The organism is Psychrobacter sp. JCM 18901 (genome assembly GCF_000586435.1).
GTDB lineage: Bacteria > Pseudomonadota > Gammaproteobacteria > Pseudomonadales > Moraxellaceae > Psychrobacter.
This window is the reverse complement of sequence record NZ_BAWH01000006.1, coordinates 19,625-33,909: the sequence shown is the minus strand read 5'-3', so window position 1 is coordinate 33,909 and position 14,285 is coordinate 19,625. Positions and strand designations below refer to the sequence as shown.

Sequence of the window (14,285 nt, the reverse complement as noted above, 5' to 3'; positions counted from 1 at the left end):
AGGCTCTCCCCTTCGATATATTCCGTTAAATGATATAAATAAGTGCTACTGGCAGGCACTGGTAGTAGCGCAAAAGCCCCGACGCATTAGACGCATTAAAGGTCGCACTCAGTTTTTTAGAGACATCACTGGTTAAAAGCGGATCATGGGAGGATACGCTATTGGGGTCTACTTGATTGTAAGCGGGCTCACCAATGCGTTTGTGCTTGGACAGGCTCAAACCGATTTTGCGTTCCTTTAAAAACTCACGTAGATAATGCCCATCAGCAATGACATTGAGACTTGGCGACTTCAAAACAAATGCATGCTGGTCATCATCCTCTACTAAATACACCTCACTGCGAGCCGTGCGCGCGATGATTTTTTTGACCAAAAAATTATCAATCTGTGCCCCTACTGCCAAGCCCGTTGGTAAGCGATAGTGATTGATATCCTGAGCGTGACTACTGTCGCTATCCACACTTTGATCAAGAGCAATGCCGTTGTCTGTTTCTCTATGCGTTTTGCTCTTTGTGAGTGCATCGTTCATGCCCAGCATGATCACACTGAGATTATCATGGCTACCCTCGCTAAAGGCATGCTCACATAAGCGCTGGCTTATCTGAAGATGGTCGATGATTTGATTGGGACATCCCACTGATTGGTGCATATCTGTACCGCAGCACACAGCTCAAACTGTAACTCTGCGGGCGCGATAGACTCATAAACCCCATCAGTCATGAGCGCCAGACACTCGTTTTGATGCAAGGTAAACACCGACTGTTGCAGCTCAACTCGGGTATCAGCACCGATAGCAGCAGACAACGCCCCTTTGTCTCGTCCGTGGTGAATGTGATGGTCTTTGGTCAATAGCACCATACTGTCGATACCGATACGATAGATACGAGAGTCGCCTGTATGAAACAGATGAATACGGTCGCCTATGCATAGCAGTCCTGATAAGGTGGATAATAAAGCTGGCAGGCGCTCATACGCCTGCGGGAAATAAAGCGCATCATTGGCTTGGTGCACCGCCTCCTTAATCACGATGGCAACTTGATTGTCATCAAAGCGTTGTAGTGAATTTGGCGATTGCTCTTGCGCTTTGCTTGCAGAGTTTCTTTGCGATTCGCTTGATGCCTCATTTGCTTGCACCCTATCTGTCTGTACCATCTCTGCAAGTTTTGAGGTGATATAGTGTGTCACTGTGTTTATCACTGACTGACTGGCTTGTTTGGGAAACTGGCAAGCACTGACCCCATCAGCCATTAGCACCAATAAAGGCGCTGTAAAAGAGGGATGATCGCCACTATGCGCTGACGATGATGAAAAGGATGATAACGATGGGAACCCATAAGGCAAGCAGGTCGTTATGAGTAGGCTATCTTGGTTCTCAGCTTTGCGCCCTGCCATCGTATAAAAATCAGGCAGCCACAATGCAACTTCCGCATCATGACTGCTTACTTGACTTGTCTCTTTAGGAGCTTGTTTGACGCTCTCATACATAATTTAGCTCACTTGTATTTGAGCAAAGCTGCCATCTGGCATCTCTTCAATAATAACGCCTTCAGCTCTTTTAATAAAAACAGCGCCAAGAAGCCAATCACTGCTGTTGCGGCAATCACAAAGAAGAATGCCTGATACGATACCAGACTCAGTACAGTTAGATAGACCACTGACCCGACGTTACCGTAAGCACCCGTCATTCCTGCAAACTGACCTGTCATACTACGTTTAATCAAAGGAATCACAGCAAACACTGCTCCCTCACCCGCCTGTACAAAGAAAGAGCAGAACATGGTAATCAACAGCGCAAGTGCGATCGGCCATGAAGAGTCAACGACACCCATCAACAGATAACCAACAGCCAAACCTGCGGTAAGAATCAACAGCGTGATTTTGCGGCCGAATTTATCACTCAACCAGCCGCCGCCTGGACGTGACATCAGATTCATAAAGGCGTAGCTTGATGCCAAGACACCTGCCATGACAATCGATAAGTTAAAGGTTTCTTGATAGAAGAGTGGCAGCATAGAGACCACAGCCAACTCTGAGCCAAAAGTCGCAAAGTATAAAATATTCAAAATACCGACTTGCTTAAAGTCATATCGGTGCGCTTTTGGCACAGGCGTGGTAAATACTTCCTTATTAAAACGATAACTACTGATAAATTCATAAACGTATAACACCACCAACGCAATATAGACGATGTTGACACTTGCCTGACTCAGCAAACTCACACCAGCTGGTGATAATTTCCACGCCAATAAGGCCAATGCCAAATACATTGGCAGTTTAAATACCATCATGAGCCAGAAGTCACCTGATGAAGTCACCATCATGGCACCCGATTTTTTAGGTTTGAAATACGTAGCACCCTTAGGGGTATCACGTACCATCTTATAAAAAAATCACACTATAGAGCATCATAACCACCCCTGAGGTAGCCGTTGCATAACGCCAACCTTCCTCACCGCCAAAGATGGCAGCGGCCGCAATAGCGACTGTCGGTAGTAGCAGTGCCGCGGCGGCAGAGCCGAAATTTCCCCAGCCCCCATAGATACCTTCAGCTGTACCCAGCTCATTAGCAGGGAACCAGTCACTCATGAGACGAATACCAACCACAAACCCTGCACCAACGAAACCTAATAAAAAGCGTGATAGCGCTAACGTGTTGTAATCTTGCGCAAAAGCGAAGGTGAAACAAGGAATTGCGCCAATGGCTAAAATTGCAGTGTAAACAAGTCGCGGACCAAAGCGATCGGTCAACATACCGATGATGACTCGGGCTGGAATAGTCAAGGCAACATTTAATATCAATAAGGTTTTTACCTGGTCTTTGGTGAGGTTCAAGCTCTCCCCTATCGCAGATAAGAATGGTGCATGGTTAAACCACACAAAAAAAAGGTGAAAAAAAACGCCATCCACCCAAGATGGAGAATTTTGTTTTTACCGCTAAAAGAAAAGATATTCAGCTTGTTTTTATTTGGCACATCAGGTTTCGATGAAGGCATAGACGATTTCCTCAAATGGCTAACATTAAAGTTATAAAAACACGTTATGAGTCAAAAACTTATCAGTTGCGACCATTAAGAGAGTGCAATGGATGTGCCAGCTACAAATATAAAATTGATATAGATATGAAACGTTATCTTTTTTTATAGGGCTACGCTTTGTACCAGATGGCTCTAAAGGCATCCCAATTAAATAATATTGCTTAGATAAAACCAAGTTACCTCTCGGTTAAGTAAAGTAAGCGATGCACCTTTAAAGTAACAATCAAAACCAATTTGGTGCATTTTTGTAACTATTTTGGTGCATAGGATATAAATGACAATTGTTAAAAAGATTATATTAAGCAACTACTTACAACAGAAAATAGCATCACCAAAAGTACTGGCATGACCTTATAAACTGGTGAGGCTACATATTTTTTTAACTATATAAGGGTTCGATAATTGAATGTCATTAATTGTGTTTGGCACGATTATTGAGGGCTTAATAGTTATAGCCATATAAGTATTAACGACTATCTATCACTGAATCATCTAAAAATTAACTTGCGACTTTTGGATGGGACATTATATGAAAGTATTTAAGCAAACCCATTACTGAGGATAGGCATATGAGTAGCACTATAGTAAGTACGATGAATAAAGCTAAATTAGTGGTGATTGGTAACGGTATGGTGGGACATCACTTTATCGAGCGAGCCATAGAGAAAGGCTTACACGATCAGTTTGAGATTCACGTATTTGCTGAAGAGGATCGCCCAGCTTATGACCGGGTGTATCTATCGAGCTATTTTGAACATAGAGATGTGAGTAAACTAAACTTAGTGGACTTGAGCAGGTATGAGGATGCTCAGATTCAGTTGCATCTTAATCAGCGAATCACAAACATCGATGCCGCCAATCAATGTATCAGCACGGAAGACGGTACCCAGATAGACTATGCTGAATTGGTACTAGCAACAGGCTCCTATCCGTTTGTGCCGCCGATTCCAGGGCGCGAGCATCCGCACTGTCATGTCTATCGTACGATTAAAGATTTGGATGATATTCTCAGTACTGCTGAGCAGCCAAAAGTCAAAAAAAAGGTGTCGTGGTCGGTGGTGGTCTGCTGGGTCTTGAAGCCGCCAAAGCCCTAGTCACACTAGGATTAGAGACTTACGTGGTCGAGTTTGCGCCTCAGCTGATGGGCGTACAGCTCGATGCTGCTGGCGGTGATATTTTAAAACGTAAAATTGAAGCCCTTGGTGTCAAAGTACTAACAGGTAAGAATACTAAGGCCATTATCGACAATACACTGTCGGATGAAGCATCATGTCATCTAACCATGCAGTTCGCTGATGATACGTCGTTGGATACTGACATGATCGTCTTTAGTGCGGGTATTCGTCCGCAAGATGGCATTATCAAAAGCAACCCTGAATGCGGTATCGAAATCGGCACCCGTGGCGGTATTCTGATTGATGAAGCCTGTCGTACCAATGCGCCGCATGTATATGCCATTGGAGAATGCGCCGTATGGGACAACACCGTTTTTGGCCTGGTCGCGCCAGGCTATAGCATGGCCAGTATTTGCGCCGCTCAAATCGCAGGCGATCACGCTCAGACCTTTACAGGCGCTGATATGAGCACCAAGCTCAAATTAATGGGCGTCGATGTGGGTAGTATCGGTGACGCCATGGCACAACAGAAAACAGCTTGAGCTACTTATACCAAAACCCTGCTGAGGTATCTATAAAAAACTGGTAACCACAGCAGACAATAAACGGCTACTGGGCGCTGTACTGGTAGGCGACACTGAGGACTACAACAATCTCTTGCAGCTATTTCTAAACGATATTGACCTGCCTGCCCATCCTGAAAGCCTGATCCTACCCAACGTAGAAAAACCCACCATGGGTATCGAGAACCTGCCCGATAGCGCCACGATTTGCTCTTGTTATAACGTCACCAAAGGTGCTATTTGTGCCGCCGTTGAAGAAGGTGCTTATACCATGGCAGAGGTGAAATCATGTACCAGTGCTGGTACCGGCTGTGGCGGCTGCGCACCTATGGTAAAAGACACATTAGGCTATCAGCTAACCGCGCTTGGTTTTGAAGTCAATAATGATCTGTGTGAGCATTTTGCTTACTCACGTCAGGAGTTGTATAGCTTGATTCGAGTACAAGGCATTAAGACATTTGATGCGCTATTAGATGAGCACGGTAGTGGTCATGGCTGCGAAATTTGCAAACCAACTGTCGCCTCTATTTTGGCGTCTTGCTGGAATGATTATGTACTCAAGCCCGAACTCACGCCACTGCAGGACAGCAACGATTACTATCTAGGCAATATTCAAAAAGATGGCACTTATTCGGTCGTGCCGCGCGTACCTGGCGGTGAAATCACTGCAGATAAACTCATCATCCTCGGACAAGTCGCCAAAGAGTTCAATCTGTATACCAAAATCACTGGCGGTCAGCGCGTCGACTTATTTGGCGCACGTTTAGACCAACTGCCCGATATCTGGACCCAACTGGTAGATGCTGGGTTTGAAACAGGGCATGCTTATGGTAAATCTCTGCGTACAGTGAAATCTTGTGTGGGTAACAACTGGTGTCGCTACGGTGTCGATGACAGCGTGGGCTTAGCCCTCAGACTAGAAGACCGCTACAAAGGCGTGCGCTCACCACACAAAATAAAAATGGGCGTATCTGGATGTACCCGTGAGTGCGCTGAAGCGCAAAGCAAAGATTTTGGGATTATTGCCACTGAAAACGGCTGGAATCTCTTTGTCTGCGGTAATGGTGGCATGACCCCACGTCATGGCGAGCTATTCGCAACGGATCTCGATACGGATACGGTTGTCAAATATATTGACCGTATTATCATGTTTTATATCAAGACCGCAGATAAGCTTCAGCGTACATCCAAATGGCGCGAGAGCTTGAAGGTGGACTTGAGTATCTACAGGCAGTCATTATTGAGGACAGTTTAGGTATCGCTGAGGAGCTAGAGTCGCAGATGCAATTACTCATCGACAACTATGTTTGTGAATGGAAAGCCACCATTACTGATAGCGAAAAACTCAAACGTTTCCGTCATTTTGTTAATAGTGAGCAAGGCGATGATAATGTGGTATTCGTCACTGAGCGCGAGCAGATCCGTCCTGCAACTGACACTGAAAAAAAACGCAAATAAAAGTGACCGAATTGGCGTAATCTTAACGTGTCAGCGTCTATTGATATTAGACGCTAAAAAGCATTTTTTGTTGTTGGTCTCATTTATATTTTACTATTAAGGATCTTCTGATGACTCAGCTCACTGTGTGCAAAATCAATGATATTATTCCCGAGACAGGTGTCTGTGCGCTCGTAAACGGCAAACAAGTGGCTATTTTTTTGCACCAAGCAAACACAATTATTTGCGCTTGATAATTATGACCCGTTCAGTCAAGCCAACGTCTTGTCTAGAGGTCTGATTGGCGGCACCACTATTACTAACGAGGATGGCTCTGATGAAAATGTACTATATGTCGCCTCACCTATTTATAAGCAACGCTTTAATCTTGTCACAGGTCAATGTTTAGATGACAAAAGCATTATACTTGACACGTATAAAGTCGAGCTTGAGGGTAGCGATGTCATCGTAAAATATAACTAGGTACTTGTGTGTCTAGTACATACTACCTTCTAGACTATTGAAGCAGCCTTTGACTTTAAGAGTCGAAGGCCGTTTTATTCTTCATCAAACCTTTTGTCATCCCCTAATAAATTAATGAGATTGATGTCTGCTAGTAAGTTATCGATATTAAACAAGATTAGAAAAGCTATTTGTGATTATTTATAAATCAACACTAAAATGACAATGCACATTTATCACACAGGAATAAGGCATCTTACTTTATTTTCTACAATCAATAACTGCATAGTAGATGTATAGCAAAGTCTAAGCGCTTTTATCCTCTTGAACAATCAGCTTGGACTCTATGTTGATCCCTTGTACATACAAAGAAGACCTTCTAAATGCAACCCTCTTATAAAGTTAAGACTTCCTTATCGTATCGAATATTTTAGATCTTCATAATGGAACCACTCATATTATGTCACTGAATGGGTTGTCTCTCTTGCAGTTTGTTCGAATACTTTCTTGCTGTCATAGCGGAATTAAAAAATACTATTTTTATCATAAAACCAACTCATAACTCGTACTACGCCCTGATGCTACAGATTTTTGCATCATACCCTTCTCTATCAAATCATTAATATCTCGTAGTGCAGTGTCTATAGAGCACTTGGTCATAGTCGCCCATTTCTTAGTGGTAAGCTTGCCATAAAAATCAGTCAGTAAAATATTTAGCATTTCTACTTGCATATCATTCAGAGCGTGCTGTCGATGCGTCTGCCAAAGGCTGATTTACTGATAATTTTATCTGTGGTTTCTTGAGCCGCAGCAAGTGACTGCTCTAACGTTTGTAAAAACCACACCAACCAATCCGTGATATCTTTATCACCTTTTTGTGTACGTTCTAGTATTTGGTAATAGTCATTACGCTGTTTAAGAATTTGCGCTGAAATACTATAAAAGAGCTGGGTACTGTTATCGCTTTTTGCCAGCATTCGTTCTGTGAGTGCTCGTGTTAGTCGTCCATTTCCATCATCGAATGAGTGTAAAGTCACAAACCATAAATGAGCAATACCTGCTTTTACGACCAAATCCATATCGTCTTGCTCATTTGACGAAGATTAAACCACAATAAAAATTTGCTTAACTCATCTGGCAACCTATCCGTACTCGGGGCAACAAAATGAACCCGCTCTCGACCATACCCACCAGACACTACTTTCATTTGTCCTTTACTATCATCATGGATACTAATACGATATAGCCCACTATATCCATCTGGAAATAATCCTCGATGCCAACCAAGTAAATCATCTCACAATAGTGGCTGTTGATAATGATAGGTGGCACTTAGCATCATCTCTACCACCGCATCAATTTCACGAGTAGTGGTTGGCATGCTGGCACTATCTAACCCTAAATACCCCGCAACTAAGGAGCGCATTTGTTCACCATTTAGCGTTTCACCTTCTATCTCAGAATTTTTAATAATCTCTAGGGTCACCGCATCTAACTGTGCCTCAACTTTCAGATCGAATCCTAGTGTTGACAGCTTTCCTAGTAAACTTCTTTGTAATATCCGCACACGACTGATAAATGGCAACGATAGCTTTTGTCCGACCATTGCCATTCAGTTCAATTTGAATGCTAATCAATATAAGTAATACGCTTCTTATGTTCCCCAGAGATATGCAGAGATTAGAACATTAATCTCCTTATATCATGCAGAGAATAAGCAATAGAAACAATATGTATAAGTTCAAAAGCGACAATAGTAGACGTAATAAGAATAGATTCTCAACGAACACACATATTCTTTTATTCTGGTAAGAGCTTGAGTAGAGGTAAAAATACTATAAAAATACAGTGCCCAATTACGAGTTAAATTTTATTCTATTACAATTTACATTGTGATTATTAAATTGTATAATATATACAGGCTACGAATATCAGTGTATGTAAGATAATATCATTTTTTACACGTTCGTTGACCTACCTTGACATGGTAGAGGTCAGCAGTTCGAGTCTGCTTATGCCTACCAAATATTTAGAAAGCCCCAATCGTGAGATTGGGGCTTTTTTTGTCCGTGAAATATGGGCTGTAGAGAAAAAGGAAACTATACGTCGATGCAAATTTCCTCTTTTCTCACTTTCCGCAAACGTCATCAAAAAATGTGTGTGCCTAAATTGTGCCTAAGTTGCGCCTGCTCTCTATTTTGCCTTTCTTTCAGAGTAGCATTTTCGACCTCTACCCTAAATTATCTAAAACACTCTCAATATTTATTTACTTCTCTTTATCTAGCAAGTCGTTAGGTACATAAGTAAATAAATCACCTACTTCAATATCTAGTGCCTCACAAATTTTATCCATAGTGTCAAAATCTATTCTTGAAGTCTGTTCGTTATAGATCTTGTGCACTGTCGACTTGCTAATTCCTGTCATTCTTATTAAATCTGCCACCTTCATACGTCGTTCAGCTAGTAGCACTGGTAAATTACATAAAATCATTAATAGTTCCTTAATAGACTAAAAAAAGTGAGCTATGCTGAAGAAACCGTAGAGATAAACTTGGTAAACTAATGACTCGATGAGGAGCTTGCTTGCCATGACTAAAAAAATCAGAACTGACAGGGCAACCTTCAAAGCTAAAGCCTTTCATAAGGTAGGGTACTATAACGAATGGCAATATCTCAGCTACCGCAAAGCAGCTTTGTATCGCCATGCAGACCTTATCTAACTGGCACAAGAAAACCAACCAAGGCAAACTTGAGGGAACAGAACAATATGATTCTGAGCTTATGGCGGCGCTTCAGTAAATGAGGCAGCTCAAGCGACAACTTAAAATAGCTGAAGAGGAAAGAGATATGCTAAAAAAAGTCCACCGCATACTTTACTAAACACAGCTTGTGAAGTGAGCCTATATTGAAGCCAATCAACAGTTTTTGAACAACTAAATATTGCATCCTCTAGCTAATACAACTAGACGAAACGTAATATCAGTCATCAACAAACCTGCCGCAATCAGCGTGAGCTACTGTGAGCGAGGAATAATCTTAGAAAAATGATAAGGTATTGATTTAGTTAGAGTGTAGAATCGTTAAAAATAATAAAGCACCATCCTGCGTTTTGCTAAATAATTCTAGATAGGTAAAGACATTAGTCTTTTCGACTGATACGAATATCAGACGTATATCTCAATTAAGTTGTCTGATTAAAATATCCCAAGTTAATTTCTACGAGATTAGCGGCAGGGGTCAAAACTGCTTTCATTTTAATAGAAAAAAGTCCTACACGTGATTAATCGTATAGTATAAATACTTGAGTTTTAAACCTTCCTCTTCTTAGGTTAAAACAGTCTCTTGAACTCTCATAAAAAACAAAAGAATAGTTTTACTGGAGAGTTTACACAAACACCAAGCCATCTTCAGTCTGATGCACCTTAATATCGACATCATAAACATCGCTTAATTGTGGACGTGTCATCACCTCACTAGGCGTTCCTTGTGCAACAACTTGTCCACCGCTTAATAGCACCACTTCATCAGTATAGCGATGCGCATGGGTCAAATCATGCAACACAACCAAGATACTTTTGCGTTGCTGTCGCACCAAATTATGCAAATAATGTAGTAAAAAACGCTGATGGCGAATATCGAGGTGATTGGTCGGTTCATCAAACATCATGATTTTAGTGTCTTGCATTAGCGCACGCACGATAGCCAAGCGCTGTTTTTCACCGCCTGATAAGGTTTGCACGCGAGCACTAACCAAACTTGATAACTCAAAATCCTGTAGTAAATGTTGCGCGCGCTCAACATGATGGCTATTTGGGCGCTGATACCATGCAAGATTTGGTGAAACGCCTAATAGCACATAATCCAATACCGTTAGTGGCAGCTCAAAACGCTCATGTTGTCCAACCCAAGCGATATGACCATTATTCATGACCTCGTTGATAGGCTGACCGTAAATCGTAATCTGACCATCCGTTTTGAGCGCGGTTCCTGTGTGTTGACCCAAAACCGTGTGCAGTAACGTGCTTTTACCCGCGCCATTTGGTCCGATAAAGGCGACCAGCTTTTGACTTGGCACGGTTAGCTTGTCTATCTTTAACAATGTTTTATGGCCGTGCGAGATATGAATATCTTGCATCGACAACAGCTCGCCTGCATTACTACTATTTATACGACTATCTTGATTCGCTAGCGATGTCTTTGATGTAGCCGTAAAAAATGAATGAAACATAAACACTCTCTTTGATTAACGGCGGCTACTACGCACAAACAGCCAAATAAAGAATGGACCGCCAAGCAACGCTAAAACGATGCCAACGGGCACATCCACTGGATAAGCAACATGCCGCGCCGCGCCATCAATGATCAGTAATAATATCGCCCCAAGCCAGCCAGACCAAATCATGAGACGCATCCGCCCGCCGCCAAACAGAATAGCCAATAGGTTGGGCACCATCATGCCAATAAAACCAATGACGCCTGCTAAAGACACCGCTGCCCCTGTTAATAATGCCGAGGCAATCACGACCAAACAACGAACCACACCCACTTTGATACCCAAGGATTTAGCAGCGGCTTCACCAAGCATCAGCCCATCCAACTGGCGACCTAATGGTAATAAAATTGCTAACCCCAATAACATAGAGGCAATCGAATAACGCAGCGGCACAAAGCCCGCTTCCGCCATACTACCTGACAGCCAATTGGTAGCGGAGCGCAGCACCATGTCATCAGACATAAATAAAATCAGGCTGACCACCGCCGCACAAAAAGCGCTGATGACAAATCCCAATATCAGCAAGCCCATCTGCCCACCACCCAAAAACCGATGACAAGCGAGAATAAACAAGCACACCAATACGCTTCCAGTAAACGCTGCAAGCGGTATCCCAATGCCACCAAATCCCAATGCCAGAACCAAAACAACACCAAGCGCTGCGCCACCTGATGTACCGATTAAACTTGGATCCGCTAAAGGATTTTCAAATAAAGCCTGTAATGCTGCACCACTAACTGACAACGCCAAGCCAACCAACAATGCCGTCACTACGCGCGGATAGCGTAGCTGCCAGATAGTATCGTCAAGATGGCTAGGGCTTGACCATTCGCCAAAGCCAATACCAAGCGCCAACCAAATTAGCAGCACAGATGCGACAGTAGCGGCAACATAATAGATGCTATGTCTGTATTTTCCAGTTTGTATAGGGATAGAAGCGGAAATCGTATTTGCCATGTGAGATATCGTTTTATTGAATATAAAAGAGATTATGCTATATATTGCTTAAGCTATTTTGCTACAGCGTTCAGCTTTTTTAAGACTTGCGGTGAATTCAGACCATAACGTAAAAAGTCATCTGCTGGCCAAAAGTGGACGCCAGCATTTTTACCAGCCGCACTTGCCGCAACCTCAGGACGTTTACTAAATTGACTGACACCGCCAACCACTGCCTGATTATGATCAGCAATGATAATGACATCAGGCTTAGCAGCCAGCCAGCCTTCGCGTGACATAGGTTTTAACCCCGATACGTTTGCCGCATTGATTCCACCAGCACGCCGAATCAACTCATCGCCTACCGTGCCCTTACCTGCAACGATACGACCATCGTAACTTAATAAATAACGCTTACCCGTCTTTGCCATTGCTCATTCCTGCATTCCAACGCTTCGCAAGCTGCGATCCTTCAGCTTTTTTATCAACGTAACTGCCGATGGTTTTAATACTGCTAGCAAAGGTATTTACTTCTTCTTTAGGCGCGACATTCACGGCTTTGACCTTTAAACCGGTCAAGCGCTGATAGACGCTAGCGGGCTGCACCATATAGCTACCCAACACTAAATCAGGCTTAACCGCCAACACAGATTCAGCAGTGATGTTGCGGTGCATACCAACCGCTGGCACATTTTTTTAAGGCGGGATTGGTGTTGGTCGCATCTTTACCAACCAACTTATTGGTCGCTCCTAGTGCCACCACGACGTCTGCAACATCGGGACTCATCGCGACAATACGCTCATAAGCTTGGGCAGAAAGTGAGGGCACGGCAAATGCGCCAATAATAGCCGCAGTGCTGATAGCACGACTCATCAATTTTTTTATTTATCACTGAGTGAGTGATTACTGTTTTTGATAATTCAGAAGACATAAGCATTCCTAATTTGCTAACCTAAAAAATGACACTATTAACAGAACCATTAACGTGTATTAAGCATCCCAAATAACTCACACAACAGCTATGACTTATCCGTTATGTGAGTGTCAATATCGCAAAATTTGCTGATTTTTTTTATGACGGGTTTACACGCTCTCTGCTTCAGCCATTGCAACTGCTGCTAAGGATTCTGCATACGAATGCGTTTCGATGATCGTCGAGACAATTTGCTGCCATGCTTCAAGCTCAGGCGTGCCTTCAATTCTCTGACCGAACACGCTAAAAATACTGACGCCGTGACCATCAAAACCTTCGATACAAGTCACGATACCGTCTTTGGTTGGGCGCTTAACGCTCCACAGTTGCGCCAATGCCTTGTCTTTTAAATGCAGCGTAAAGTCATTATGGTCTTTATCTAAAATATTAAACCAATCACCCATACGCTTGAGTGTCTGCACCGTGCCAGTCTGAATCTGCACCAGACCACTATTACCGACAAATATCATAATCGGGCATTTGGCATCACGCGCTTGCTCAAATACCGCTTCGACCGCGCTAATATCAAGCTGCTGCGTCATCTGCTCTGGTGCTTGACGGTAGCTACTAGCACGATCGATATCGAGATTTTTTTAATAATGAGTGAAATTGATGCACGTCTGTCATTGCCTGCCAGCCTTGTTGTAGCTGCGCACGCCCCGCCTCGCTCAGCGCCTTGTAACGCCAGTCATTTAGCGGCTCTTGTGCTTCTAACGTCAGCGTATCATTACTGACCGTTTGCTGCTGCTCCTGAATCATCGCTTGCCAACGGCTGATATTCTCATCACTCAACTCTCGTAGATACACTTTGTCGATAGCAGCACCTTGGGCGTTATAAAACTGAATACTATAAGATGGCTTATCGGCGCGGCTGGTATCCGTTACCGCCAGCATATGCTGCCATTGCCACATAAAGAATCGCAAATCTAGACCACCCACATTGAGTGCTAATCCCATCTTTTCGCCAAGCTTAAGATTATGATATGGCGCGGTTTTTTTCATGCACGGCCAGCTCGTTTCTGACAATACTTTCCATGTCACCAAATTTCTCAAATTGCTTTAATACAGCTTTGCACTGATCACCTATATACTGACTATAAGGCGAAGCTAACATCAGTTCAAACTCGCTGATGCCTAGCGCAGCCGCTCCTTCTGTGGGAAATAACATCGGTGTTTTTGCTTTTAATGCTTGGTACTGTTGCCACAGCTCAGTATTTTTTTTGGTTAACGATAACGGTTGACTCATGATGGTCTCCATAAAATAAATAGCAGTAAAAAAGCCAATGATCTTGGCTATGTAGTATTGAGATATGAATATCTTTAGAAAATAGCAGCGACGATGATGATTGATGTTTGATAAGACCAATGCCTGCTGTACTACAGTTCTTGCAATGATGCAGCAAGGGTGTATTTATCAAGCAAACCTTTAGCAATTATCGCTTCCAATTCATCATTTATAATTTTGTCTCTAGGCTTCGGGCGAGATCATT

At 43.0% G+C, this 14,285-nt stretch carries 20 protein-coding genes and 2 pseudogenes; 6 read left to right on the top strand and 16 right to left on the bottom strand.

All coding sequences use genetic code 11. The features are described 5' to 3' along the window. Positions 1-25: 25 nt before the first annotated feature. The 4 genes from TT11_RS06240 to TT11_RS06225 form a co-directional block, all read right to left on the bottom strand. Complete coding sequence (locus TT11_RS06240) at positions 26-529, bottom strand: hypothetical protein (RefSeq protein WP_261869587.1); 504 nt, start codon at positions 527-529, stop codon at positions 26-28. Positions 530-597: 68 nt separating this feature from the next. Beyond that, positions 598-1,485 (bottom strand): PP2C family serine/threonine-protein phosphatase, encoded by an 888-nt coding sequence (locus TT11_RS06235; protein WP_261869586.1) that lies wholly within the window; start codon positions 1,483-1,485, stop codon positions 598-600. An 8-nt stretch (positions 1,486-1,493) separates the two neighbouring features. Continuing rightward, entirely contained in the window at positions 1,494-2,378 is an 885-nt protein-coding gene (locus tag TT11_RS06230) for an MFS transporter (RefSeq protein ID WP_261869584.1), read from the bottom strand. Position 2,379: 1 nt separating this feature from the next. Further along, positions 2,380-2,877, bottom strand: coding sequence for an MFS transporter (locus TT11_RS06225; protein ID WP_261869583.1), 498 nt, complete (start codon positions 2,875-2,877; stop codon positions 2,380-2,382). A gap of 727 nt (positions 2,878-3,604) precedes the next feature. On the opposite strand from TT11_RS06225, the pseudogene TT11_RS17115 reads away from it, so the two are divergent. The 5 genes and pseudogenes from TT11_RS17115 to TT11_RS06210 all read left to right on the top strand — a co-directional run bounded on the left by TT11_RS17115 (position 3,605) and on the right by TT11_RS06210 (position 6,633). Further along, positions 3,605-4,692: pseudogene (locus tag TT11_RS17115) on the top strand (FAD-dependent oxidoreductase). Positions 4,693-4,720: 28 nt separating this feature from the next. After that, a complete protein-coding gene (gene nirB, locus TT11_RS17110; protein WP_370587812.1) occupies positions 4,721-5,968 on the top strand; it encodes a nitrite reductase large subunit NirB in 1,248 nt (415 codons plus the stop codon). After that, positions 5,905-6,171: a hypothetical protein gene (locus TT11_RS17105; protein ID WP_370587804.1), complete on the top strand. Its 267-nt coding sequence runs from the start codon at positions 5,905-5,907 to the stop codon at positions 6,169-6,171. Before nirB ends, TT11_RS17105 begins: the two co-directional genes overlap by 64 nt. A 110-nt stretch (positions 6,172-6,281) precedes the next feature. Then, positions 6,282-6,404 (top strand): nitrite reductase (NAD(P)H) small subunit, encoded by a 123-nt coding sequence (locus TT11_RS06215; protein ID WP_261869581.1) that lies wholly within the window; start codon positions 6,282-6,284, stop codon positions 6,402-6,404. Positions 6,405-6,435: 31 nt separating this feature from the next. Next, positions 6,436-6,633, top strand: coding sequence for a nitrite reductase (NAD(P)H) small subunit (locus TT11_RS06210; RefSeq protein WP_370587803.1), 198 nt, complete (start codon positions 6,436-6,438; stop codon positions 6,631-6,633). A 522-nt stretch (positions 6,634-7,155) separates the two neighbouring features. On the opposite strand, the gene TT11_RS06205 is transcribed toward TT11_RS06210, so the two are convergent. From TT11_RS06205 to TT11_RS06190, 4 genes are all read right to left on the bottom strand, one after another. After that, complete coding sequence (locus tag TT11_RS06205) at positions 7,156-7,344, bottom strand: cell filamentation protein Fic (protein WP_261869579.1); 189 nt, start codon at positions 7,342-7,344, stop codon at positions 7,156-7,158. 5 nt (positions 7,345-7,349) lie between these two features. Beyond that, a complete protein-coding gene (locus TT11_RS06200) occupies positions 7,350-7,691 on the bottom strand; it encodes a Fic family protein (RefSeq protein WP_261869578.1) in 342 nt (113 codons plus the stop codon). A 218-nt stretch (positions 7,692-7,909) separates the two neighbouring features. Further along, positions 7,910-8,218, bottom strand: coding sequence for a DUF4172 domain-containing protein (locus TT11_RS06195; protein WP_261869576.1), 309 nt, complete (start codon positions 8,216-8,218; stop codon positions 7,910-7,912). A gap of 660 nt (positions 8,219-8,878) precedes the next feature. Further along, entirely contained in the window at positions 8,879-9,103 is a 225-nt protein-coding gene (locus TT11_RS06190) for a helix-turn-helix transcriptional regulator (RefSeq protein WP_261869575.1), read from the bottom strand. A 97-nt stretch (positions 9,104-9,200) separates the two neighbouring features. Here TT11_RS06190 and TT11_RS17100 point away from each other — a divergent pair. Then, a pseudogene (locus tag TT11_RS17100) lies at positions 9,201-9,486 on the top strand (IS3 family transposase); the annotation flags it as partial. 511 nt (positions 9,487-9,997) lie between these two features. On the opposite strand, the gene TT11_RS06185 reads toward TT11_RS17100, so the two are convergent. From TT11_RS06185 to TT11_RS06150, 8 genes are all read right to left on the bottom strand, one after another. Further along, on the bottom strand, positions 9,998-10,840 hold the full coding sequence (locus tag TT11_RS06185; RefSeq protein WP_261869573.1) for an ABC transporter ATP-binding protein: 843 nt from the start codon (positions 10,838-10,840) through the stop codon (positions 9,998-10,000). Positions 10,841-10,855: 15 nt separating this feature from the next. Beyond that, positions 10,856-11,842 (bottom strand): iron ABC transporter permease, encoded by a 987-nt coding sequence (locus TT11_RS06180; protein ID WP_261869572.1) that lies wholly within the window; start codon positions 11,840-11,842, stop codon positions 10,856-10,858. 53 nt (positions 11,843-11,895) lie between these two features. After that, positions 11,896-12,252 (bottom strand): ABC transporter substrate-binding protein, encoded by a 357-nt coding sequence (locus tag TT11_RS06175; RefSeq protein ID WP_261869571.1) that lies wholly within the window; start codon positions 12,250-12,252, stop codon positions 11,896-11,898. Continuing rightward, positions 12,236-12,496 (bottom strand): ABC transporter substrate-binding protein, encoded by a 261-nt coding sequence (locus TT11_RS06170; protein WP_261869569.1) that lies wholly within the window; start codon positions 12,494-12,496, stop codon positions 12,236-12,238. The genes TT11_RS06175 and TT11_RS06170 overlap by 17 nt, the downstream gene beginning before the upstream one ends. Further along, positions 12,474-12,695, bottom strand: a complete 222-nt coding sequence (locus TT11_RS06165; protein ID WP_261869568.1) for a hypothetical protein — start codon at positions 12,693-12,695, stop codon at positions 12,474-12,476. Before TT11_RS06165 ends, TT11_RS06170 begins: the two co-directional genes overlap by 23 nt. 210 nt (positions 12,696-12,905) lie before the next feature. After that, a complete protein-coding gene (locus TT11_RS06160) occupies positions 12,906-13,337 on the bottom strand; it encodes a ChuX/HutX family heme-like substrate-binding protein (RefSeq protein ID WP_261869567.1) in 432 nt (143 codons plus the stop codon). A 25-nt stretch (positions 13,338-13,362) separates the two neighbouring features. Beyond that, positions 13,363-13,797, bottom strand: coding sequence for a ChuX/HutX family heme-like substrate-binding protein (locus tag TT11_RS06155; RefSeq protein ID WP_261869565.1), 435 nt, complete (start codon positions 13,795-13,797; stop codon positions 13,363-13,365). After that, the gene (locus TT11_RS06150) at positions 13,772-14,041 is read right to left on the bottom strand and encodes a ChuX/HutX family heme-like substrate-binding protein (RefSeq protein WP_261869563.1); all 270 of its coding nucleotides are present in this window, start codon (positions 14,039-14,041) and stop codon (positions 13,772-13,774) included. Before TT11_RS06150 ends, TT11_RS06155 begins: the two co-directional genes overlap by 26 nt. Positions 14,042-14,285 lie beyond the last annotated feature (244 nt).

Coding starts and splice junctions, on each gene's coding strand:
- TT11_RS06170 (WP_261869569.1), bottom strand. CDS start 12,496: ATGCACCGCAACATCACTGCTGAATCTGTGTTGGCGGTTAAGCCTGAT.
- TT11_RS06240 (WP_261869587.1), bottom strand. CDS start 529: ATGAACGATGCACTCACAAAGAGCAAAACGCATAGAGAAACAGACAAC.
- TT11_RS06200 (WP_261869578.1), bottom strand. CDS start 7,691: ATGGATTTGGTCGTAAAAGCAGGTATTGCTCATTTATGGTTTGTGACT.
- TT11_RS06160 (WP_261869567.1), bottom strand. CDS start 13,337: ATGACGCAGCAGCTTGATATTAGCGCGGTCGAAGCGGTATTTGAGCAA.
- TT11_RS06215 (WP_261869581.1), top strand. CDS start 6,282: ATGACTCAGCTCACTGTGTGCAAAATCAATGATATTATTCCCGAGACA.
- TT11_RS06235 (WP_261869586.1), bottom strand. CDS start 1,485: ATGTATGAGAGCGTCAAACAAGCTCCTAAAGAGACAAGTCAAGTAAGC.
- TT11_RS17105 (WP_370587804.1), top strand. CDS start 5,905: ATGGCGCGAGAGCTTGAAGGTGGACTTGAGTATCTACAGGCAGTCATT.
- TT11_RS06230 (WP_261869584.1), bottom strand. CDS start 2,378: ATGGTACGTGATACCCCTAAGGGTGCTACGTATTTCAAACCTAAAAAA.
- TT11_RS06185 (WP_261869573.1), bottom strand. CDS start 10,840: ATGTTTCATTCATTTTTTACGGCTACATCAAAGACATCGCTAGCGAAT.
- TT11_RS06180 (WP_261869572.1), bottom strand. CDS start 11,842: ATGGCAAATACGATTTCCGCTTCTATCCCTATACAAACTGGAAAATAC.
- TT11_RS06190 (WP_261869575.1), bottom strand. CDS start 9,103: ATGATTTTATGTAATTTACCAGTGCTACTAGCTGAACGACGTATGAAG.
- TT11_RS06165 (WP_261869568.1), bottom strand. CDS start 12,695: ATGAGTCGTGCTATCAGCACTGCGGCTATTATTGGCGCATTTGCCGTG.
- TT11_RS06205 (WP_261869579.1), bottom strand. CDS start 7,344: ATGCAAGTAGAAATGCTAAATATTTTACTGACTGATTTTTATGGCAAG.
- TT11_RS06150 (WP_261869563.1), bottom strand. CDS start 14,041: ATGAGTCAACCGTTATCGTTAACCAAAAAAAATACTGAGCTGTGGCAA.
- TT11_RS06175 (WP_261869571.1), bottom strand. CDS start 12,252: ATGGCAAAGACGGGTAAGCGTTATTTATTAAGTTACGATGGTCGTATC.
- TT11_RS06155 (WP_261869565.1), bottom strand. CDS start 13,797: ATGAAAAAAACCGCGCCATATCATAATCTTAAGCTTGGCGAAAAGATG.
- TT11_RS06195 (WP_261869576.1), bottom strand. CDS start 8,218: ATGGTCGGACAAAAGCTATCGTTGCCATTTATCAGTCGTGTGCGGATA.